General features: G+C 67.9%; 13 protein-coding genes and 1 pseudogene. 4 read left to right on the forward strand and 10 right to left on the reverse strand.

Annotated elements, in window-relative coordinates:
- Positions 1 to 99: 99 nt before the first annotated feature.
- The 3 genes from rpsA to polA all read right to left on the reverse strand — a co-directional run bounded on the left by rpsA (position 100) and on the right by polA (position 5,809).
- The gene (rpsA, locus tag AC6I9V_RS00755) at positions 100 to 1,578 is read right to left on the reverse strand and encodes a 30S ribosomal protein S1 (RefSeq protein WP_349411623.1); all 1,479 of its coding nucleotides are present in this window, start codon (positions 1,576 to 1,578) and stop codon (positions 100 to 102) included.
- 235 nt (positions 1,579 to 1,813) lie between these two features.
- Positions 1,814 to 3,100: a GNAT family N-acetyltransferase gene (locus tag AC6I9V_RS00760; protein WP_497897974.1), complete on the reverse strand. Its 1,287-nt coding sequence runs from the start codon at positions 3,098 to 3,100 to the stop codon at positions 1,814 to 1,816.
- A 69-nt stretch (positions 3,101 to 3,169) separates the two neighbouring features.
- Positions 3,170 to 5,809 (reverse strand): DNA polymerase I, encoded by a 2,640-nt coding sequence (polA, locus tag AC6I9V_RS00765; RefSeq protein ID WP_497900219.1) that lies wholly within the window; start codon positions 5,807 to 5,809, stop codon positions 3,170 to 3,172.
- Between the two features lie 211 nt (positions 5,810 to 6,020).
- On the opposite strand from polA, the gene AC6I9V_RS00770 reads away from it, so the two are divergent.
- Positions 6,021 to 6,485 carry a hotdog fold thioesterase gene (locus AC6I9V_RS00770; RefSeq protein ID WP_497897975.1) on the forward strand — a complete coding sequence of 155 codons (465 nt, stop codon included), beginning with the start codon at positions 6,021 to 6,023 and terminating at the stop codon, positions 6,483 to 6,485.
- Between the two features lie 92 nt (positions 6,486 to 6,577).
- Here AC6I9V_RS00770 and AC6I9V_RS00775 read toward each other — a convergent pair whose 3' ends face one another.
- From AC6I9V_RS00775 to AC6I9V_RS00795, 5 genes and pseudogenes are all read right to left on the reverse strand, one after another.
- The gene (locus AC6I9V_RS00775; protein ID WP_497897976.1) at positions 6,578 to 7,126 is read right to left on the reverse strand and encodes a dihydrofolate reductase family protein; all 549 of its coding nucleotides are present in this window, start codon (positions 7,124 to 7,126) and stop codon (positions 6,578 to 6,580) included.
- Between the two features lie 69 nt (positions 7,127 to 7,195).
- The gene (locus tag AC6I9V_RS00780; RefSeq protein WP_349411627.1) at positions 7,196 to 7,417 is read right to left on the reverse strand and encodes a hypothetical protein; all 222 of its coding nucleotides are present in this window, start codon (positions 7,415 to 7,417) and stop codon (positions 7,196 to 7,198) included.
- Entirely contained in the window at positions 7,414 to 8,625 is a 1,212-nt protein-coding gene (locus AC6I9V_RS00785) for an inorganic phosphate transporter (RefSeq protein ID WP_497897977.1), read from the reverse strand. The genes AC6I9V_RS00780 and AC6I9V_RS00785 overlap by 4 nt, the downstream gene beginning before the upstream one ends.
- A 198-nt stretch (positions 8,626 to 8,823) precedes the next feature.
- Positions 8,824 to 9,506 (reverse strand): annotated as a pseudogene (locus AC6I9V_RS00790) (hypothetical protein).
- Positions 9,507 to 9,589: 83 nt separating this feature from the next.
- The gene (locus AC6I9V_RS00795; RefSeq protein WP_349411630.1) at positions 9,590 to 10,459 is read right to left on the reverse strand and encodes a universal stress protein; all 870 of its coding nucleotides are present in this window, start codon (positions 10,457 to 10,459) and stop codon (positions 9,590 to 9,592) included.
- Between the two features lie 304 nt (positions 10,460 to 10,763).
- Here AC6I9V_RS00795 and AC6I9V_RS00800 point away from each other — a divergent pair, with 304 nt between their 5' ends.
- The gene (locus AC6I9V_RS00800; RefSeq protein WP_497897978.1) at positions 10,764 to 11,489 is read left to right on the forward strand and encodes a hypothetical protein; all 726 of its coding nucleotides are present in this window, start codon (positions 10,764 to 10,766) and stop codon (positions 11,487 to 11,489) included.
- Here AC6I9V_RS00800 and AC6I9V_RS00805 read toward each other — a convergent pair.
- Both AC6I9V_RS00805 and AC6I9V_RS00810 read right to left on the reverse strand, forming a co-directional pair.
- Positions 11,486 to 12,802 (reverse strand): erythromycin esterase family protein, encoded by a 1,317-nt coding sequence (locus AC6I9V_RS00805; RefSeq protein ID WP_497897979.1) that lies wholly within the window; start codon positions 12,800 to 12,802, stop codon positions 11,486 to 11,488. The genes AC6I9V_RS00800 and AC6I9V_RS00805 overlap by 4 nt on opposite strands.
- Positions 12,799 to 14,181, reverse strand: coding sequence for an MBL fold metallo-hydrolase RNA specificity domain-containing protein (locus AC6I9V_RS00810; RefSeq protein ID WP_497897980.1), 1,383 nt, complete (start codon positions 14,179 to 14,181; stop codon positions 12,799 to 12,801). Before AC6I9V_RS00810 ends, AC6I9V_RS00805 begins: the two co-directional genes overlap by 4 nt.
- A gap of 211 nt (positions 14,182 to 14,392) precedes the next feature.
- On the opposite strand from AC6I9V_RS00810, the gene AC6I9V_RS00815 reads away from it, so the two are divergent.
- The gene (locus tag AC6I9V_RS00815; protein WP_497897981.1) at positions 14,393 to 16,159 is read left to right on the forward strand and encodes a long-chain-fatty-acid--CoA ligase; all 1,767 of its coding nucleotides are present in this window, start codon (positions 14,393 to 14,395) and stop codon (positions 16,157 to 16,159) included.
- A gap of 344 nt (positions 16,160 to 16,503) precedes the next feature.
- Positions 16,504 to 18,861 carry an FdhF/YdeP family oxidoreductase gene (locus AC6I9V_RS00820; RefSeq protein ID WP_497897982.1) on the forward strand — a complete coding sequence of 786 codons (2,358 nt, stop codon included), beginning with the start codon at positions 16,504 to 16,506 and terminating at the stop codon, positions 18,859 to 18,861.
- The last annotated feature ends 159 nt before the right edge of the window (positions 18,862 to 19,020 follow it).

The raw sequence follows: 19,020 nt of genomic DNA on the forward strand, positions 1-19,020 counted from the left end.
GCCACCCGCACCGCGGCCACCCCGTTAAACCCAAAGCGGGCCCCTGCACGTGGCAGGGACCCGCTGTGGTTGGCCCGGAGCGACCCGGGCCGGCGGCAACTAGTTGCCGGTCAGCTTTTCGCGCAGAGCGGCGAGAGCCTCGTCCGAAGCAAGGGTACCGGCCCCTGCGTTCGACTCGGCAGCCGGCTCGGAGGAGTAGCTGGTGGTGCCGGAGTCGCTCTCGCCGGACGTTGCAGCTGCAGCGTCGTCGGCAGCGTGCTGGGCAACCTGCTTCTTGTGGGCTTCCCAGCGGGTCTGGGCGTCAGCGTACTGCTGCTCCCAGGCGGCGCGCTGCGTCTCGTAGCCTTCAAGCCACTCGTTGGACTCCGGGTCGAAGCCCTCCGGGTACTTGTAGTTGCCCTCTTCGTCGTACTCTGCGGCCATGCCGTAGAGAGCCGGATCGAATTCGGTGGACTCGGCGTCGACGCCCTCGTTGGCCTGCTTGAGGGACAGCGAGATGCGGCGGCGTTCGAGGTCGATGTCGATGACCTTGACGAACAGCTCGTCACCGACGGAGACAACCTGCTCGGCCAGTTCAACGTGGCGCACGGCGAGCTCGGAGATGTGGACCAGGCCTTCGATGCCGTCTTCAACGCGAACGAACGCGCCGAACGGAACCAGCTTGGTGACCTTACCCGGAACAACCTGCCCGAGGGCGTGGGTGCGGGCGAAGGTCTGCCACGGATCTTCCTGCGTAGCCTTGAGCGACAGGGAGACGCGCTCGCGGTCCAGGTCGACCTCGAGAACCTCGACGGTGACTTCCTGGCCAACTTCGACAACCTCGGACGGGTGGTCGATGTGCTTCCAGGACAGCTCGGAAACGTGAACCAGGCCGTCTACGCCGCCCAGGTCCACGAAGGCACCGAAGTTGACGATGGAGGAAACGACGCCGGGACGGACCTGGCCCTTTTCCAGCTTGTTGAGGAACGTGGAGCGGACCTCGGACTGGGTCTGCTCGAGCCAGGCACGGCGGGACAGCACAACGTTGTTGCGGTTCTTGTCCAGCTCGATGATCTTGGCTTCGATCTGCTGACCGATGTACGGAGCAAGGTCGCGCACACGGCGCATCTCGACGAGGGATGCGGGCAGGAAGCCGCGCAGGCCGATGTCGAGGATAAGACCACCCTTGACAACCTCGATGACGGTGCCGGTGACGACGCCGTCTTCTTCCTTGACCTTCTCGATGTCGCCCCAGGCACGCTCGTACTGAGCACGCTTCTTGGAGAGGATCAGACGGCCTTCTTTGTCTTCCTTGGTGAGCACCAGGGCCTCGACGAGATCGCCGACGGAGACGACGTCTCCGGGATCAACGTCGTGCTTGATGGACAGCTCGCGGGAGGGGATGACACCTTCGGTCTTGTAACCGATGTCGAGCAGAACTTCGTCGCGGTCGACCTTGACGACGGTACCTTCGACGAGGTCCCCGTCGTTGAAGTACTTGATGGTGGCGTCGACTGCTGCGAGGAAGTCCTCAGCGGTACCGATGTCGTTAATCGCGACTACGGGGGTACCGGGCTTCTCGGTGGAGGTGATGGTCATGTAGTAGGGGCTCCGTTGTGGATAGTTAGTCGGTCAGGCAAACCGTCCCGTCCGCGTCGGCGACACGGGTGGGGAGCACGGCAGATCAAAGGCGATCCGCCGGGTCATCCTGATTTTGTGGATTGAATGCGCGCACGTAGTACACGCCCGTTTAGTCTAGTCGGTTCCGCCAACGCCGGTCAAAGCGCGACGGCGCCCGCCGGCAGCACCCGACGGGCCGTGCGGGACCGGTTGCCTAGAAGTGCGTCAGGCAGTGCGGCGCGCGTTCGACGGCGAACATCAGCCGGGCGGTCAGCGCGGCTCCGGGGGTGTGCTCGGTGATCCGCCCGGCGGCTTTCAGGGTCACCGGGCAGACCGCGCCCAGGTAGATGGAGCCGAGGTCCGCGACGTCCAGCGAAAGCTCCGGGTCCGCGTCGGCGGCCTCGGTGACCGTCGCCTCTCCCCCGGTGACCTCCACGGCGTACGTACCGGCGGCGAAGCCGAGGCTGTCGGTAACGCGCAGTACGAGGGTGCCGTCGGTGGAGTAACGCCGGGCGCCCAAAACCCTGACCGGGTCCAGAACGCGCAGCCAGAGCATGTCCGCGTGGTCGGACGACTCGATACAGCGGGGATCCTCGAGGGCCCAGGCCAGAGGATTGTCCACCGGCGCTTCCTTCCAGGTGACCCGCCGGATCAGATCCATGTTGCCGAGGAATTGCCACAGTTCCAGGTAGGCCGCGTCGGTGGCGGCCACAAGGTCCACGATCTCCACGGTGGCGGGTTCGGTCTCCCAGCCGGCGAACTTGTAGGAGACGTAACCGTCGACGGTTCCGGACGCGTCGTAGTGCAGGGCGCACCTGATCGCGTTGTCCTCGCCGCCGTCGCGGGCCAGCGTTCCGGAGACCCGCAGCCGGTAGGCTTCCTGCCGCATGATTGAGCCGGGTGTGGCGCCGTGGGTGCGTTCGAACACCGCCGGCGCCAGTTCCAGCAGTTCCTTCCGGTCCGCGAGTTCCACCGAACCACTGGCCTCGTGGCGCAGCCGGAACCGCGGGCCGGTCTCCAGCTTGATGTCGCGCTCGAAAGTGGCCACACCGAAGCCGAACCGTCCGTAAATCGACGCCTCCGAGGCCGTGAGGGCAGCGAAGGGGACGCCGTCGGCCTTGGCCGCGGCGAGGTCCTCGGTCATCATCCGCCGCAGTAGTCCCTGCCGGCGGTGCGTTCCGCGCACGGTGACAGCGGTGACCAGCTGGGCCTCAAGCTGCCGCCCGTAACCGATGTTCAAATTCTTGCGCAGGGTGGCGAACGTGGCCACCGGAACGTCGGCGGACACGGCGTGCGGTGCCACGGCATCGGTTTGGTAGACGCCCGTCATTTCACGGTTGTCCACCCGGTACATCGCCATGACCTTGTCGATGAACTCGTCTTTGTGCTGCTCGTCGTAGAACCCGATGCCGACGCCGCGGAGCCAGGACACTCCCCGGGCGTACTCCGACGATTCCTTCCCGGCCGCACGGAACCGCCGGATTTCGTAGTGCTTCGCCACGTGCTTCTCCCCCTGGAATTTACTGCGCCCTAGAAACGAATAATGCTGGGCGGCGGCTGCCCGCCGGTGTTAGTGCCCGGCCTCGTACCAGCTGGTGCCGACGCCGATCTGTACTTCGAGCGGAACTGACAGTTGCGCCGCGGCGCCCATCTGTTCCGTGACCAGCTCCTCGACGGCCTCGCGTTCGCCTTCGGCGACTTCGAGGACCAGTTCATCATGGACCTGCAGCAGCATCCGGGACTTCAGGCCCTGCTCGGCCAGCGCGCCGGAGACACCGAGCATGGCCCGTTTGATGATGTCCGCCGCCGAGCCCTGGATCGGCGAGTTTAACGCTATCCGCTCGGCGTTCTCGCGCAGCTGGCGGTCGGTGCTGGTCAGGTCCGGCAGGTAACGGCGCCGGCCCTCGATGGTGGCGGTGTAGCCGTCGATCCGGGCCTGGTCCACAACGCCGCGGAGGTAGTCGCGGACGGCGCCGAAGCGGTCGAAGTAGTCCTTCATCAGGGTCCGCGCCTCGTCCACGGAAATTTCCAGCTGCTTGGACAGCCCGAACGAGGTCAGGCCGTAAGCGAGGCCGTAGGACATCGCCTTGACCTTGGAGCGCATGGCACTGGTCACCTGGTCGGTGGGCACGTGGAAGATGTTGGAGCCCACGAAGCGGTGCAGGTCCTCGCCGTCCTTGTAGGCCTGGATCAGGCCGGCGTCGCCGGAGAGGTGAGCCATGATGCGCATTTCGATCTGTGAGTAGTCCGCGGAGAGCAGGCATTCGTAGCCCTCGCTGACCACAAAGATGCCCCGGACGCGGCGGCCCTCCTCGCTGCGGATGGGGATGTTCTGCAGGTTCGGGTTGTTGGAGGAGATCCGGCCCGTGGCCGCGACGTTCTGCGCGTAGGTGGTGTGGATGCGCCCGTCCTCTGTGACGGATTTCTTCAGCGACTCCAGCATCTGGCGCAGCTTCGAGGACTCGCGGTGCGCCATCAGCTGGACCAGGAACTCGTGCCCGGTCTTCTCCAGCAGGTTCTTGAGCGAGGCCGCGTCGGTGGTGTAGCCGGACTTGATCTTCTTCGTCTTGGGCAGGCCGAGCTCGTCGAACAGGACGGTCTGGAGCTGTTTCGGCGAGCCAAGGTTGACCTCGTGCCCGATGGCCGCGAACGCCAGCTCCTGGGCGTTGTCGATCACCTTCGCGAGGTCCGAGAGCTGCTCGTCCATGCGGGTCATGTCGATGGCGATGCCCGCGAGTTCCATGTTGGCCAGGACCCGGCTGACCGGCAGCTCCAGGGTGGTCAGCAGGTCCTGGGCCTTCCGCTCCGTGAGTTCCGACTCGAAGTAGTGGCTCAGGGCCCGGACGACGGCGGCCTCGTGGACCAGCGCTCCCGCGGCGGCGGCGTCGTCGCCGTCGAACGCCAGCTCCAGCTGGCCGGCCTTGGCGGCCTCGGTGGATACGGAGATGTTGAGGTGGTGCTGGGCCAGCTCTGCGAGCTCGTAGCTGCGGCGGTCGGGCTGGATCAGGTAGCCGGAGATGGAGGTGTCGTCCGCCACGCCTTCCAGCTCCAGGCCGCGGGCGGTCAGCGCCTTCAGGGCGGCCTTGAACCCGTGCATCACCTTGGCTGCTCCGGCGTCGGCCAGCCAGGCGGCGAGTATGTTTTCGGCTGCGGCGTCCTGGCCGGCCAGGTCAATGTAGGCTGCGGCGTCGTCGCGGACGATCGCCAGGGCGGCGGCATCCTCGCCGATCCGGCCGGGCACCAGGTCGACGGCGAGGGCGGACCGCTTGCCGGCGCCGGCCGCGAGGAAGGCTGCCAGCTCGTCGGCGTCCGCGGGGGTGACGAAGTCCGGGGTGTCGAGGCTTTCACGCTCGGCTTCGGTGACTTCACTGCCGTACAGGGCAAAGAGCCGGGTCCGGATGGTCTTGAACTCGAGGGTGTCGAACAGGTCCTCGAGGGCGGCCTGGTCTGGCCGGGGGTCCGCGAGGTCCTCCAGCGTGACGGGCAGTTCGAGGTCGGTGTGCAGCCGGTTGAGCCGCCGGTTGCGCTTGACCTCCTCGACGTTCTCGCGGAGGGCGTCGCCCACCTTGCCGCCGATCGCGTCGAGGTTCTCGAGGACGCCTTCCAGGCCGCCGTAGAGGTTGATCCATTTGGCCGCGGTTTTGGGGCCGACGCCGGGGACGCCGGGGAGGTTGTCCGCCGTTTCGCCCACCAGGGCGGCGAGGTCCGAGTACTGGGTGGGGCTGACGAAGTACTTCTCCTGGATGGCGTCCGCGTCCATCCGGGGAATGTCGCTGACGCCCTTGCGCGGGTAGAGCACGAACACGTTGTCGGTGATGAGTTGGAAGGCATCGCGGTCGCCCGAGACCAGCAGCACCTCGTAGCCGGCTTGTTCACCCATGGCGGCGAGGGTGGCCAGGATGTCGTCGGCTTCCCAGCCGGGCATCTTGATGGTCTTGATGCCCCACGCGCCCATGACCTTGTCGATCAGGTCGATCTGGCCGCTCATTTCCCGAGGGGTCTCGTTGCGGCCGCCCTTGTAGCCGTCGTACTCGGCCTTGCGGTGCGTGGTGTCGTCGGAAACGTCGAACGCCACGGCCACGTGGGTGGGCTTCTGTTCCTTGATCAGGTTGATCAGCATGGAGGTGAAGCCGTGCACGGCGTTGGTGTGCTGGCCGGTGGCCGTGGAGAACTTGTCCGCGGGCAGGGCGAAGAACGCGCGGAAGGCCATGGAGTGGCCGTCCAGCACTAGCAGGCGGGGCTGGTCCGTGAGCGGAATCACCGGCGCCTCGGTGGCGGAAACAGACGCCGCGGCCCGGCCGGTCTTTCCGGCGGGCTTCGCCGCGTCTGCTGATGCGGGCTCAGCTGCCGGGAGGAGGTCAGTCGCGGAAGGGGAAAGGGCCGGTTTGGTAGTTTCGCTCACAGGTGCCAGCCTAGTTCCCATGATCGACAATTTCACGCCAGCCCCGTTCGCCGCCGAACTGGAAGCCGCCGGGGTTCCCGCGGAACTGCACGACTGGCTGGGCCGGATGGGCGTCGGTGCCCTCGTCGTGAAGATGGGCATCCACTTTGTGGAGCTGAGCCCGGAGCGCACGGTGGCCACTATGCCGGTGGAGGGCAACACGCAGGTGGCCGGGATCCTGCACGGCGGCGCGCACGTGGTGCTCGCCGAAACGCTGGGGTCCTTTGCCGCCGGCATGCACGCCGGCCCGGGCCGGCAGGCGCTGGGGATTGACGTCAGCGCCACGCACCACCGCGCCGTTTCCGCCGGGACCGTGACGGGCACCTGCACCGCCATCCATCTGGGCGGCACCCTGGCCACGCACGAAATTGTCATGACCGACGAACAGGGCCGCCGGCTTTCCACCGCGCGGATCACAAACCTGCTCCGCGATATCGACGGGTAGCCCGCGGGCAAGCCGGCCCGGAGCGCCTGCCCGGAGCGCCGGGGCGCCGGGCGGCGTCGTCAGGGCCGGGGCCCCGGGGCCGGCCCCGTGGTTCAGGTGGTGCCGGGGACGCGGTAGCGGAGTTCGACGATGCCGCGGCCCATGGTCCGCGAGGCAAGCAGCTCCAGCGGCGCCGTCGGCCGGGCCAGCGGCAGCAGCGGCTTCCCGTTGCCCAGCACCACCGGAATGATCGAGACGATCAGCTCCTCCAGCAGGCCGGCGTCGGCGAACTGGGCGGCAAGGACTCCCCCGCCCACCACCCAGACGTTCCGGCCCCTGGCCGCCGCCTTCAGGTCCTCCGCGAATTCGGTCACCGGTCCACGGACAAAGGTGACATCGGCGCCCTGCGGGGCCGCCAGTTCGTGGTGCGTGAACACCCAGCACGGGGTTCCGGGGTAGGGCCAGGTGCCGGCTTCGTGCTTCCGGAGCCACGCGTAGGTCTCGCCGCCCATCGCGATCGCGCCGACGTCGGCCATAAACGCCTCGTAGCTCTCCATGCCGCCGGCGTACCCGTCGAACTGGAGGAGCCAGTCGAGGTTGTCGTCCGCGGTGGCGATGAAGCCGTCCAGCGAGGCCGCTACAAAGTACTGGAAAGTCGGCATGGACCCAGCGTAGCCACTCGCGCAGCCCTTTCCCAGAGCGCCCGCGGCCGCCCCGCTGCCGAGGAGGACCTACTTGCTGAAGTACGGGATGATCAGGTACAGCCCGAAGAGCACCGCGACGCCGCAGAGGCCGAAGCAGACGTAGGAGAGCGGCCGGACCCAGCCGGGCTGGTTGGTCCGCACGTCACCGGCAATGGCGGTGAGCCGGACGCCCAGGGCGTAGAGGACGACGACGGTCACCGCGGCGACGAGGGTTGCCCCCGCGACGAGGACGAGTTCGAGCCATTTCATTTGCGGCCATCCTTGGAGTTGTTGGTGCGGCTGACCGCCGCGGCCTTCTTCTTGGCGAACCGGATGGCCTGGCCGGCCTCTTCAACCTCGACGGCGTTGTGGTGGCCGACGTGGGATTTCCGGGAGGCCACAAACATGTACACCACTGCGGCGGTCCCGGCGACGGCGGCGATGACAAAGCCGACGGTGACGGTGTGCACCAGCATCGCAGTCAGGGCGCCGACGATGCCCGCGGCCGGGAGGGTAAAGAGCCAGCCGACGACGATCTTCCGGGCCGTCGTCCAGCGCACGGAGGTGCCGCGCCGGCCCATGCCCGAGCCGATGACCGACCCCGAGGCGACGTGGGTGGTGGACAGGGCGAAGCCCAGGTGGGAGGAGGCCAGGATGGCGGCGGCGGTGCTGGTCTCGGCGGCGAAGCCCTGGGCCGGTTTCACGTCGGTCAGCCCGGTGCCCATGGTCCGGATGATGCGCCAGCCGCCGGAGTAGGTGCCCACGGCGATGGCGAGGGCACAGGCAGCGATGACCCAGAACTGCGGGCCGGTGCCGGGGGCCTGGCTGCCGGCAGAAATCAGGACCAGGGTGATGATGCCCATGGTCTTCTGCGCGTCGTTGGTGCCGTGCGCGAGGGCCACGAGGCTTGAGGTGAAGATCTGCCCGGTGCGGAAACCGCCGCGCTTCTGCGTGAGCTTGCTGCCTGTTTCGGGGTCGTGCCGGGAGGTCAGCGCATAGGCGAGCCGGGTGCAGACGTAGGCCACGGCAGCGGCGATCACGGGCGCGAAGACGGCCGGCAGCAGGACCTTCTGGACCACCGAGGTGAAGTTCACTGAGTGCAGGCCGATACCGGCGATGGCCGCGCCGATCAGGCCGCCGAAGAGTGCGTGCGAGGAGCTGGAGGGCAGGCCCTTCAGCCAGGTGATCATGTTCCAGAGGATCGCGCCCATCAGGCCCGCGAAGATGACGTCCGGGGTGATCTGGACACCGTCGGAACCTTCCCGGATGATGCCGCCGGACACCGTCTTCGCCACTTCGGTGGAGAGGAACGCGCCCACGAGGTTCAGCATGGCCGCCAGGGCGACGGCGGTCCTCGGCTTGATCGCACCGGTCGCGATGGGCGTGGCCATCGCGTTGGCGGTGTCGTGAAACCCGTTTGTGAAGTCAAAGAACAGCGGCAGCGTTATCACTAGCGCCACCATTACGGTGATTTCCACCTGTTGCCCAATCTGCAGAGTCGACGGTCAGCAGTTTCATTAACCGTGGCGGCCCTGTTGGTCACTGTTCATCTGCTCTTAAGCTGGAATCCCTTGCGCAGTTCACCAAAGCTGTCCTGAAACCCAGTAGATCGTACGTGTCTATGCGTGCTGGGCAAAACAACGCGCCCGTGTGCCGCCGCCGTGGCCTGCCGCGGCTCAGACGGGCGGACGGCTGTGGGTCTGTCCCGCGTCGAGCATGCCGGCGATCTTCCCCTCCAGGGAGGCCAGCGTTGCTTCCGGCAGCACGATCAGGCCGTCCAGCTCCCGTCTGGCCCGCTTGTAGGCTGTCTGCCGTTCAGCCGGGGTGGCGGCCGCATCGGAGGCGATCCGCAGCAGCTTCCGGGCAGTGGCGAGCCGCTCGCGTTCCGGGCCGGTGAAATTGCTGTCCCGAATCCGCCGGGCCTCGCGCTCGGCGACGTCGAAGGCCAGCTCGAAGCTGCGCACCGCTGCCCGGTACTCCGCCAGCCGGGCCGCCGTCGACATGTCGGCGGCGGTGGCGGGCCGGAGTCCGTCGGCTTCGCGTTTGGCCCTCAGGAACGCCACAGTGAGGGGTTCTCGCACGTCGGTCATGACGGGGAAATCAATTAATTTACCGACGTCCAGTTCGTAGTCCAGCCAGCGCCGGTTGACCGCATCGTGGGCGTCCACAAGTGCCTGCACCTGGCTCCTGCCGGCCTGCTCGACTTCGGTCTGGTGGTTCCTGAGCCGGTACAGTTCCACCTTCCGGCGGTGCCGACGTTCGGCGGCCTTGCTCCAGGAACGGGCCCAGCCCCCAGGAGGCCGCTGATCGGAAACACAAGCCACCAGTAGTGGCCGACGAAATTGAAAAGGGAATCCACGGCAACATCCTCCCACCCGGCAAAGACAGCGGAAAGCCCCCTCCGTGAAGGGGGCTCCGCGGGTAACCGCAGGCGTTGGCGCCTCAGTCCCCGTGCTTGACCTTGTGCACCCGCGTCACCACGGTGGGGCTCGTCACGTTCAGCAGCACGGCGTGGGCCGTGGAGCCAAGCACCAGCCGGGAAAAGCCACCGCGGCCGCGGCTGCCGACCACCAGCAGGCGCGCGTCCCGCGCCAGGTCGGTGAGCGCTTTCGCCGGTTCGGTGTCGGTTTCGAGGCGCTGGTGGATGACCAGGTCCGGGTACTTGTCGCCGAGCCCGGCCACCGATTCGGCGAGGACGATCCGGTCCTCTTCGACGATCGTCTCGGCGAGACCGCTCTCGGGCAGCTGGTGTTCAACCCAGCGGGCCGGGCTGCGGAAGGCCAGGACCACGGTCAGTTCGTCGCCGCCGCGGTCAGCCTCGGCGGCAGCGAACGCGACCGCCTGTAGCGACTCCTCAGATCCGTCCACCCCCACCACTACGCCGTGGCTGCCGGTTCCGGGTGTACTCGGGATGACGGCCACCGGGCTGTCCGAGGCGGTCACGATCTGGAGGGCGCGGTCCGTCATGGGTCCGCCGTCCATCCAGTGTTTATCGTGGGCGCCGACGACAACCATGGAGGCTTCTTTCGAGGCCTCGCGCAGGCCCGAGCCGGGACTTCCGTGCCGCAACTGGACGTCAACGTCGACGTCGGGGGCCTGGCTCTTTGCACTGGTCTTGGCCTTCTCCAGCAGTTCCATCCCGGATTCGCGGATGAGCTCGTGGTACTGGAAGTCCGGGGACATCCAGCGGTCGTCCACGGCGTGGACACACAGAACCGGGAGCTTCTGCGCGGCAGCGCGCTTCAGCGCCCACGTCAACGCGGCCTCACTGCCCGCCGAGCCATTGATGCCGACGACGATTGGTTTACTCATCCTGAATCCTGCTCTTTTCCATGGCGCGAACGTGTGCGTGACCCCGATCAGGGGTCCCGGCAGCGCACCGTTCTGTGACCACTGCTGAGACCGAGGCGGGGCCGTTGAAGGCCGCTGCTGTTTGGCATGACTCGCCGGCAGCACCGAGGCTCTGCCGACACTTCAGTGTGCCCCGGGCCCCGGCGGCCGGTTAGGGCCTTAAGCCCCTCACCGGGACGCTCCGGCCGCCGGTAGCGTCCCGGCCAGGATCAGCCGCAACCCCGACCGCAGTGCAGCGGACCAGGACGCCAGGACGGGACACGCCATGGACACGCACGGCCACCGGCAGACGCCGCCCAAGGACTGTTCCTACCCCGGCAGCGGAGCCGGGGCACTGAGCGGCCTGCTCTCCGTTGCTCTGGGCATCGTGGGCGGTGCGTTGGAAGGCGCGCTCAGCGGGCCATGGCCGGCGGCCGGGGACCCCGGCTACGCCGGCTACCTGCTCGCCAACCGCACGACGATCCTGGCCCAGAGTATGCTCTTCGTCTTCAGCTCGGCCGCCCTGCTGTGGTTCCTGGCCTACGTCCGCGGATACCTGTTGCGCACCGAAAAGGCTCCCGGCACACTCTCCGCCCTCACTTTGGGTGCCGGGGTCCTCGCCTGCGGCATGAACGTCCTCGGCCAGGCCGCCCAGCTCACCCTCACGCTTCCGGCGGAGTCGCACACTACGCCGGACGTGGCGGGGGCGGTGGCCGACCTTTGCCTGGTGACGCTGAACCTGGCGAATCTGCCCGCCGGAATCATGTTCAGCGCCGTCGCGCTGCTGTCTCTCCGGCTGCGGGCGTATCCGCGGTGGCTCGGGCTCATCGCCGCCGCGGCGGCCGCCGCGGCGTTCACCTCGGTCTTTTCGCTCGTCCCGACGGAAGGCGCACTGGCACCCACGGGCTGGCTGACCACGGTGCTGCGGCTGGTGCCGCTGCTCTGGTACGTCCCGGCCGCCGTCGTGATGTACCGCAGCCGCGGAATGCCGGAGCGGCTACGGCCGCCCTAGAAACCGGTCGGTTCGGTCTCGAATTCCGGCTCCACGGCCGGCCCTTCGTGGTGCACCGGGCGCAGCGCCGCGGTCTGTTCCAGCCAGATCAGCGCATCGTAGCGCTCGCCGATCCGGGTCGGGACGTAGTTCCCATGTTCCCGCTCCGGGTGGTAGACGACGCCGATGGCCCGGTGTCCCAGCCAGCTCGACTGCCACGGGCCGGTCCGGTCGTCGCCGAACTCCAGCACGGCGGGCACGCCGAGGGCCTCGTGCAGGAAGTCCTCATGGCTGCCGGGCCGGGCGGCGGGGACGGGCAGGATCCGCTCCGGCGTCCCCCAGGCGTCCGCGGCGATCACCGTGCCGCGGTGGGAGGCGAAGCCCACCAGCAGGACCCCTTCGGGGGCATGCCGTTCCCGCAGAAGCTGGCCGACGTTGACCAGCCCGTCCTGCGCCATGTCGGTGCCGCGCGCGTCCCCGATGTGGGTGTTGTGCTCCCAGATGATGCCCTTGGACCCAGCGCCCAGGTGGCGGCCCAGCCGGTCGATGGTGTCGGCCATGTGGTGGTCCCGGACATTCCAGGACTGCCGGTCGCCGCGGACCATGATCCGGTAGTAGTGCTCGGCATTGGCGGCCACTTCGGCGTTCTGGACGGCGTCGAAGGCCTCCTCGTCATGATCGCCCGGGCTGAACACCCGGCTCCGGACCTCGCTGAGCAGGGCCACGACGTCGGCTTCGCAGGAGTTTGGCACCAGGCGGGTACTCCAGGCGTACTGGTGCGGGTCCTCGTGGTGCGGCAGGAAGCACTGCCAGGCGCGCATGGCGGCGGGGACGGCGTCGGGCAGGTGCTCCTGCAGCCAGCCGATAATCTCGCGCAGCGAGTCCCAGAGCGAGTAGACGTCGAGGCCGTAGAAGCCGACCCGTTCCGCCGCGGGCCGGCGGGAATTCCAGCTGCGCAGCCAGTCCAGGAACCCGGCCACTTCCTCGTTGGCCCACATCCAGGTGGGCCAGCGCTGAAATCCGGCGAGGAGCGCATGGACGCCCTGGTCCTGGCCGCTGAGCCCGCGGACCCACTGGTTAATCCGCCAGCAGTCGGGCCAGTCCCCTTCCACACCGATCCAGGTGTAGCCCTGCTCCTCGATCAGCCGGCGGCTGAGCGTGGCCCGCCAGGTGTAGAACTCGTGGGTGCCGTGCGAGGCTTCCCCGATCGCGGTGAAGCGGCACTCCGCGGCGCGCCGGACCAGGCCGTCCAGGTCGCGGTCGCTGCGGAGCTGGCGCGCGAGCGAGTGGATCTCGCCGAGGAGGGACGCCCTGGTGACGGTGCCCGGGTTCACCGCGGATCCCCGATGTCGATGCGTTCCAGGTGCTCCGGAACCCGGGCCCGCCAGCCCAGCTCGCGCTTGATCCGGACCCGCAGCGCGTCGGCGGCCTCCGGTTCTCCGTGCGTGATGTAGGTCATCCGCGGTTCCCGCGGTGCCGCTTTCATCCAGCTGATCAGGCCGTCCGTGTCGGCGTGCGCGGACAGGTTCTCCATCTGGATGACTTCGGCCCGGATCCGCACGTCCTCCCCGTAGATCCGCAGCTCCCGTTCCCCGGCGGCCAGCGTGGCACCGCGGGTGCCGCCGGCCTGGTAGCCGCTGAGGATGATGGCGTTCTTGGGGTCGGGGCCGTAGGCGGCGAGGTGGTGCAGGATCCGGCCGCCGGTCAGCATGCCGCTGGCGGAAATGATGATCATCGGCCCGCCGCGCAGGTTCAGCAGTTTGGAGTCGTCCACGCTGCGGGTGAGCTTGGCGATGCTGTACATGTGCTCGTATTCGTCCCTTTTGAGCCGGTGCTCCTCGGGGTGCCGCTGGTACATCCCGGAGGCGTCGATCGCCATCGGGCTGTTCAGGTAGACCGGGATGTCCGGGATCGCGTCCTTGCGGCGGAGCCGGGAGAGGTACAGCATGAGCGTCTCGGCCCGTCCGACGGCGAACGCGGCGAACATCACCACGCCGCCGCGCTTGGCGACCCGCGTGATGATCTCCGCGAGCTGTTGTTCGGGATCCAGCGTGGAGTGCAACCGGTTTCCGTAGGTGGACTCGGTCACGAGGACGTCGACGGCGCCCAGCGGCCGGGGCGGGAACATAAACGGATCATCCGCGCGGCCCAGGTCGCCGGTGAAGTGCACCGACTGGGAGCCGATCCGGACGTGGACCTGCGCCGCGCCGAGGATGTGCCCGGCCGGCACGAACGTCAGTTCCATCCCGCCGCCAAGGTCCAGCGGGTCGTCGAAGTCGCGGACCTGGAAGCTGTTGAGCGATTTCACGGCGTCCGCGGCCGTGTACAGCGGCAGCGCCGGGCTGTGCCGGGAGGATCCGCGGTGGGCCGCGTAGCGGGCCTCCTCCTCCTGCAGGTAGCCGCTGTCCGGCAGGATCAGCTTGCACAGGTCCGTGGTGCCGTCGGTGGCGATCACGGGTCCGGTGAAGCCGTCCCGCACCAGTGCCGGGACGTAGCCGGTGTGGTCCAGGTGCGCATGGGTGAGGACGACGGCGTCGATCGAACGCGGCGGAACGGGAAAGGGCATGCGGTTGCGCTCACGGCTGCGTTTGTAGCCCTGGAACAGCCCGCAGTCGACCAGCACCCGGCGTCCGGCGGCTTCAAGCATGTAGCGGGAACCGGTCACAGTGTCGGTGGCACCGAAGAACCGGAGGGTCGGCTGCTCGTGTTTCATGGTGCTTCCGTTCCCGAGTCCGTCAAACCCACCTTCCGCGCAATCCGGCCCCTCCCCTAGGGCCGAAAGTCACGGTCACAGCAGGCACCGGGCACCCGGGCATGCACGCCGGCGGCGCCCGCACCGGTAGGCTTTTTGGGCAGGCTCTTTTGGCCGGCGTGAGGGCGGGGCGAGAGCCGGACACCGCCATTCCCAAGGGCAAGGACTGAGCATGAAGAAGAAACCCACCCGCGGCGCCCCGGTCCCGGGCGTCCCCTGGGCGGACCGGCCGTGGACGAAGCACTACAGCCCGGGAGTCCCCGCCAACCTCAAGTTGCCCAAGGGTTCCCTCGTGGACCTGATTGACTCCTCCGTCCGGCGCTTCGGCGCTAAGACCGCGCTGGAGTTCTTCGGCGCCACCACCAGCTACCGGGAGCTGGGCGCGCAGATCAACCGGGCGGCGGCCGGGCTGAAGAAGCTCGGCGTAAAGGCCGGCGACCGGGTAGCCCTGGTCCTGCCGAACTGCCCGCAGCACGTCGTCGCCTTCCACGCCGCGCTGCGCCTCGGCGCTGTGGTGGTCGAGCACAACCCGCTCTACACGGACCGTGAACTGCGGCACCAGTTCGAGGACCACGGCGCCGCCGTCGCGATCGTCTGGGACAAGGCGGTGGAACGGGTGCTGCAGCTCCCGGCCGACGTCGGGCTCCAGAGCGTCGTCTCGGTCGAACTGATCCCGGCGATGCCGCTGGTCAAGCGGCTCGCGCTGCGGCTGCCGCTGCCGGCAGCGCGCCGCGCGCGGGCCGCCCTGTCCGCCGGCAAACCGTCCGCCGGCCAGCAGTCCGCCCGCCAGGCCGGCGGCGCCCGGCGTCAGGTCCTGCCGTGGCGCGAGCTGCTCGACGCCGGTGAACTGAAGAAGCGGTACCCGCGCCCCGCGCCGGAGGACCTGGCCGTGCTGCAGTACACCTCCGGCACCACCGGGACGCCCAAGGGCGCCATGCTCACGCACGCCAACCTGCAGGCCAACGCCGCGCAGGGCAGGGCCTGGGTGCCGGGCCTCAAGGACGGGCGCGAAACCGTGTACGCGGTGCTGCCCATGTTCCACGCGTACGGGCTGACCCTGTGCATGACCTTCGCCCTGAGTACCGGCGCAAGGCTGGTGCTGTTCCCCAAGTTCGACGTCGACCTGGTGCTGAAGGCGCACCGGAAATCCCCGGCCACCTTCCTGCCCGCGGTGCCTCCGATCTACGACCGGCTCGCGGCCGCGGCGGCCCGGCAGGGCGTCAGCCTCAAGGGCATCCGCTACTCCATTTCCGGGGCGATGAACCTGCCGGCCGCGACGGTGGAAACCTGGGAGAAGGCGACCGGCGGCTACCTGATCGAGGGCTACGGGCTGACCGAGACCTCCCCCATCTCGGTGGGCAACCCGTTCGGGCCGAGCCGTAAGCCCGGCACAGTGGGTGTGCCGTTCCCGCTGACCGACATGCGCGTGGTGGACCCGCAGAACGTCCTGATCGACCGGGGACCGGGCGAACCCGGCGAACTGCTCATCCGCGGGCCGCAGGTGTTCGCCGGGTACTGGAACCGGCCGCAGGAGACCGAGGAGGCGCTGCTGGAGGGCGGCTGGTTCCGCACCGGCGACATCGTCTCGGTGGACAATGACTTCTTCGTCACGATCCGGGACCGGATCAAGGAACTCATCATCTCCGGCGGCTTCAACATCTCCCCCACGGAGGTGGAGGACGTGCTCGCCGAATTCCCCGGCATCGCCGAGGTCTCCGTCGTCGGACTGCCCCGGGCCGGTGGCGGCGAGGACGTGGTGGCCGCCGTCGTACCGGCCCCCGGAGCCACCGTCGACGCCGTTGCCCTCCAGGAATTCGCACGCCGGCAGCTGGCGGCCTACAAGGTGCCGCGGCGCGTGGTGGTCCTGGAGGAGCTGCCGCGCTCGCTGATCGGCAAGGTCCTGCGCCGGGAGATCCAGAAAATGCTGGTGGCCGGCTGACGGGTCGCTGGGAACCCGCCAGCCGGCGGTACCACCATGCTGCCCCTGGACGCGGCGCCCGCTCCTGTACCGCGTCAGGACGCCGGGTGCCGGAGGATGTGAACCCACATCCAGAAGCTGATGGTGTTAACAGAATGCAGGCCGGTCCTTGCGAAAACTTGGACCGGCCTCCCTCTGCCGACGGCGCACAGCGTTCGGAGGGCCCAGCAAGCCGCAGGATCTGCCCAATTGCTTGCGGCGCTCCGGGCGAGCTGATAGGCCTGTAAGGAGCGTGAAGGTAGGGTGCGTAGTGTTGTTATGCCCGCCGTCGGATGCCCGGCGGCGTCTGCAGAAGGGAAGTTGTCGTGACTCGTAAGACTCCGCGCATTGAGGAAACCAGCGAAAAAGACCTGGAGGTCGGCAAGGGACCGAAGCATTGGGCTGCCGGTGTCCCGGGCGTTTATCATTCGATGGTCCCGGCCGTGGAGCAGATGGGCCTCAACCGGACCCGCAAGACGGTCATGAAGATGAACCAGAAGGACGGTTTCGACTGCCCCAGCTGCGCCTGGCCGGACCCGCACCACCGGAAGGCCTTCGAGTTTTGCGAGAACGGCGCCAAGGCCGTCACCTGGGAGGCGACGCCGGTGGTGATCCCGACGTCATTCTGGGCGGAAAACTCGGTGAGCGAGCTGCGGAACCGCTCGGATTACTGGCTGGGCATGCAGGGCCGGCTCACCGAACCGGTCTACAAGGCCGCCGGCGAGGACCACTACAAGCCGATCGGCTGGGACGAAGCAATCCGCATCATCACCGGGAAACTCAAGGGGCTGGCCTCCCCCGACGAGGCCGCCTTCTACACGAGCGGCCGGACCTCCAACGAGGCTGCGTTCCTCTACCAGCTCCTGGTCCGCGGCTACGGCACCAACAACCTGCCGGACTGCTCCAACATGTGCCATGAGTCCTCGGGCTGGGCCATGGGGCAGACCATCGGCATCGGCAAGGCCACGGTCAACTTCGACGACTACGCCGACGCCGACCTGATCATCATCATGGGCCAGAACCCTGGCACCAACCACCCGCGCATGCTCACCGAGCTCGAGAATTGCAAGCACAACGGCGGCGAAATTGTCGCCGTCAACCCGCTGCCCGAGTCCGGCCTGCACCGTTACAAGAACCCGCAGAAGGTCAAGGGCATCATCGGCCGCGGCACCTCCATCGCGGACCAGTTCCTGCACATCCGCATCGGCGGAGACATGGCCCTGCTCCAGGCGGTCTCCAAGCGCGTCCTCGACGCCGAGGCGAAGAACCCCGGAACCGTCCTGGACCACGCCTTCCTCGCCGAGCACTGCGAGGGCCTCGAGGAACTCAAGGAGCATCTGGCCCTGCTGGACGAACAGGCCGTCCTGGAAGCGACCGGGCTGCGCACCGAGGAAATCGACGAGTTGGCCGCCCGCTACCTGAAGGCCGACAAGGTCATCATCACCTGGGCCATGGGGATCACGCAGCAGAAGAAGGGCGTGGCAACTATCAAGGAGATCATCAATCTGCTCCTGCTGCGAGGCAACATGGGCAAGCCCGGTGCCGGCGCCTCGCCGATCCGCGGGCACAGCAACGTGCAGGGTGACCGGACCATGGGCATCTGGGAACAAATGCCGCAGTCCTTTATGGAAGCCCTGGGCGAGGAGTTCGGCTTCGAACCGCCCCGCGAGCACGGCGTGGACGCGGTGGAAACCATCAACAAGATGCAAGAGGGCGAAATCAAGGTCTTCATGGCCATGGGCGGCAACTTCGTCGGCGCCATCTCGGACACCAACGCCGCCGAGGCCGCGGTGGCCGGGACGGAAATGTCCATCCAGGTCTCCACCAAGCTCAACCGTTCCCATGTGGTGACCGGAGCCGAAGCCTTGATCCTGCCCACCATGGGCCGGAGCGAGATCGACATCCAGGAGTCCGGCGAGCAGTTCGTCTCGGTGGAGGACACCGTCTGCGCGGTGCACCCGTCCTGGGGCAGCGTGGAACCGGTTTCGCACCACCTGCTCTCCGAACCGGCCATCCTGAGCCGCCTCGGCAAGGCCCTGGTCGGCGACAAGATCAGGGCCGACTGGGACGGTTACGAGAAGAACTACGACCTGATCCGGGACCACATCTCGCGGGTGGTGGGCGGCTGCGAGGACTACAACGAGCGGATCCGCCAGGAAGGCGGCTTCATCCTCGCCAACGGCCCCCGCGACTCGCGCACATTCCCGACGCCGACCGGCAAGGCCGTCCTCACCGTGAACGAACTCGAACACGTGGAGCGGCCCGCGGGCACGCTGATCCTGCAGACCATGCGCTCGCACGACCAGTTCAACACCACCATCTACGGCCACAACGACCGCTACCGGGGCATCAAAAAGGGCCGCCACGTGGTGTTCGTCAACCCGGACGACATCAGCGAACTGGGCCTCTCGGACGGGCTCTACGTCGACATCCACGGCGAATACCAGGACGGCGTCGAGCGTGTGCTGCGCAAGTTCCGGGTGGTCTCCTACCCGACGGCTCCGGGCTGCGCCGCAGCGTACTACCCCGAAGCCAACGTGCTGGTGCCGCTCAACCACACGGCCGAAGGCAGCAACACGCCGGTCTCGAAGGCGGTCATCGTCCGGCTCGAACCGAGCCTGGACCAGACGCCGGACAGCCCAGCCCGGCTGCACGCGGCCCCCGGAGCGGCGACGCCGGCGTAGGCCGCCGCCGCGGGGCATGTCCCGTAGGCCCGGCGCCTCTGGACATGCCCAACCCCGGTTACGGCCACTGGACATATTGCCAATAGGTCCATTCTTGGCGTCACGCGAAGGGCAAGTCCCTTAGGCCCGGCGCCAGGGACCACGGCAAATGTGCTGCCG

Source organism: Arthrobacter sp. SlRoot2-15, assembly GCF_059739345.1.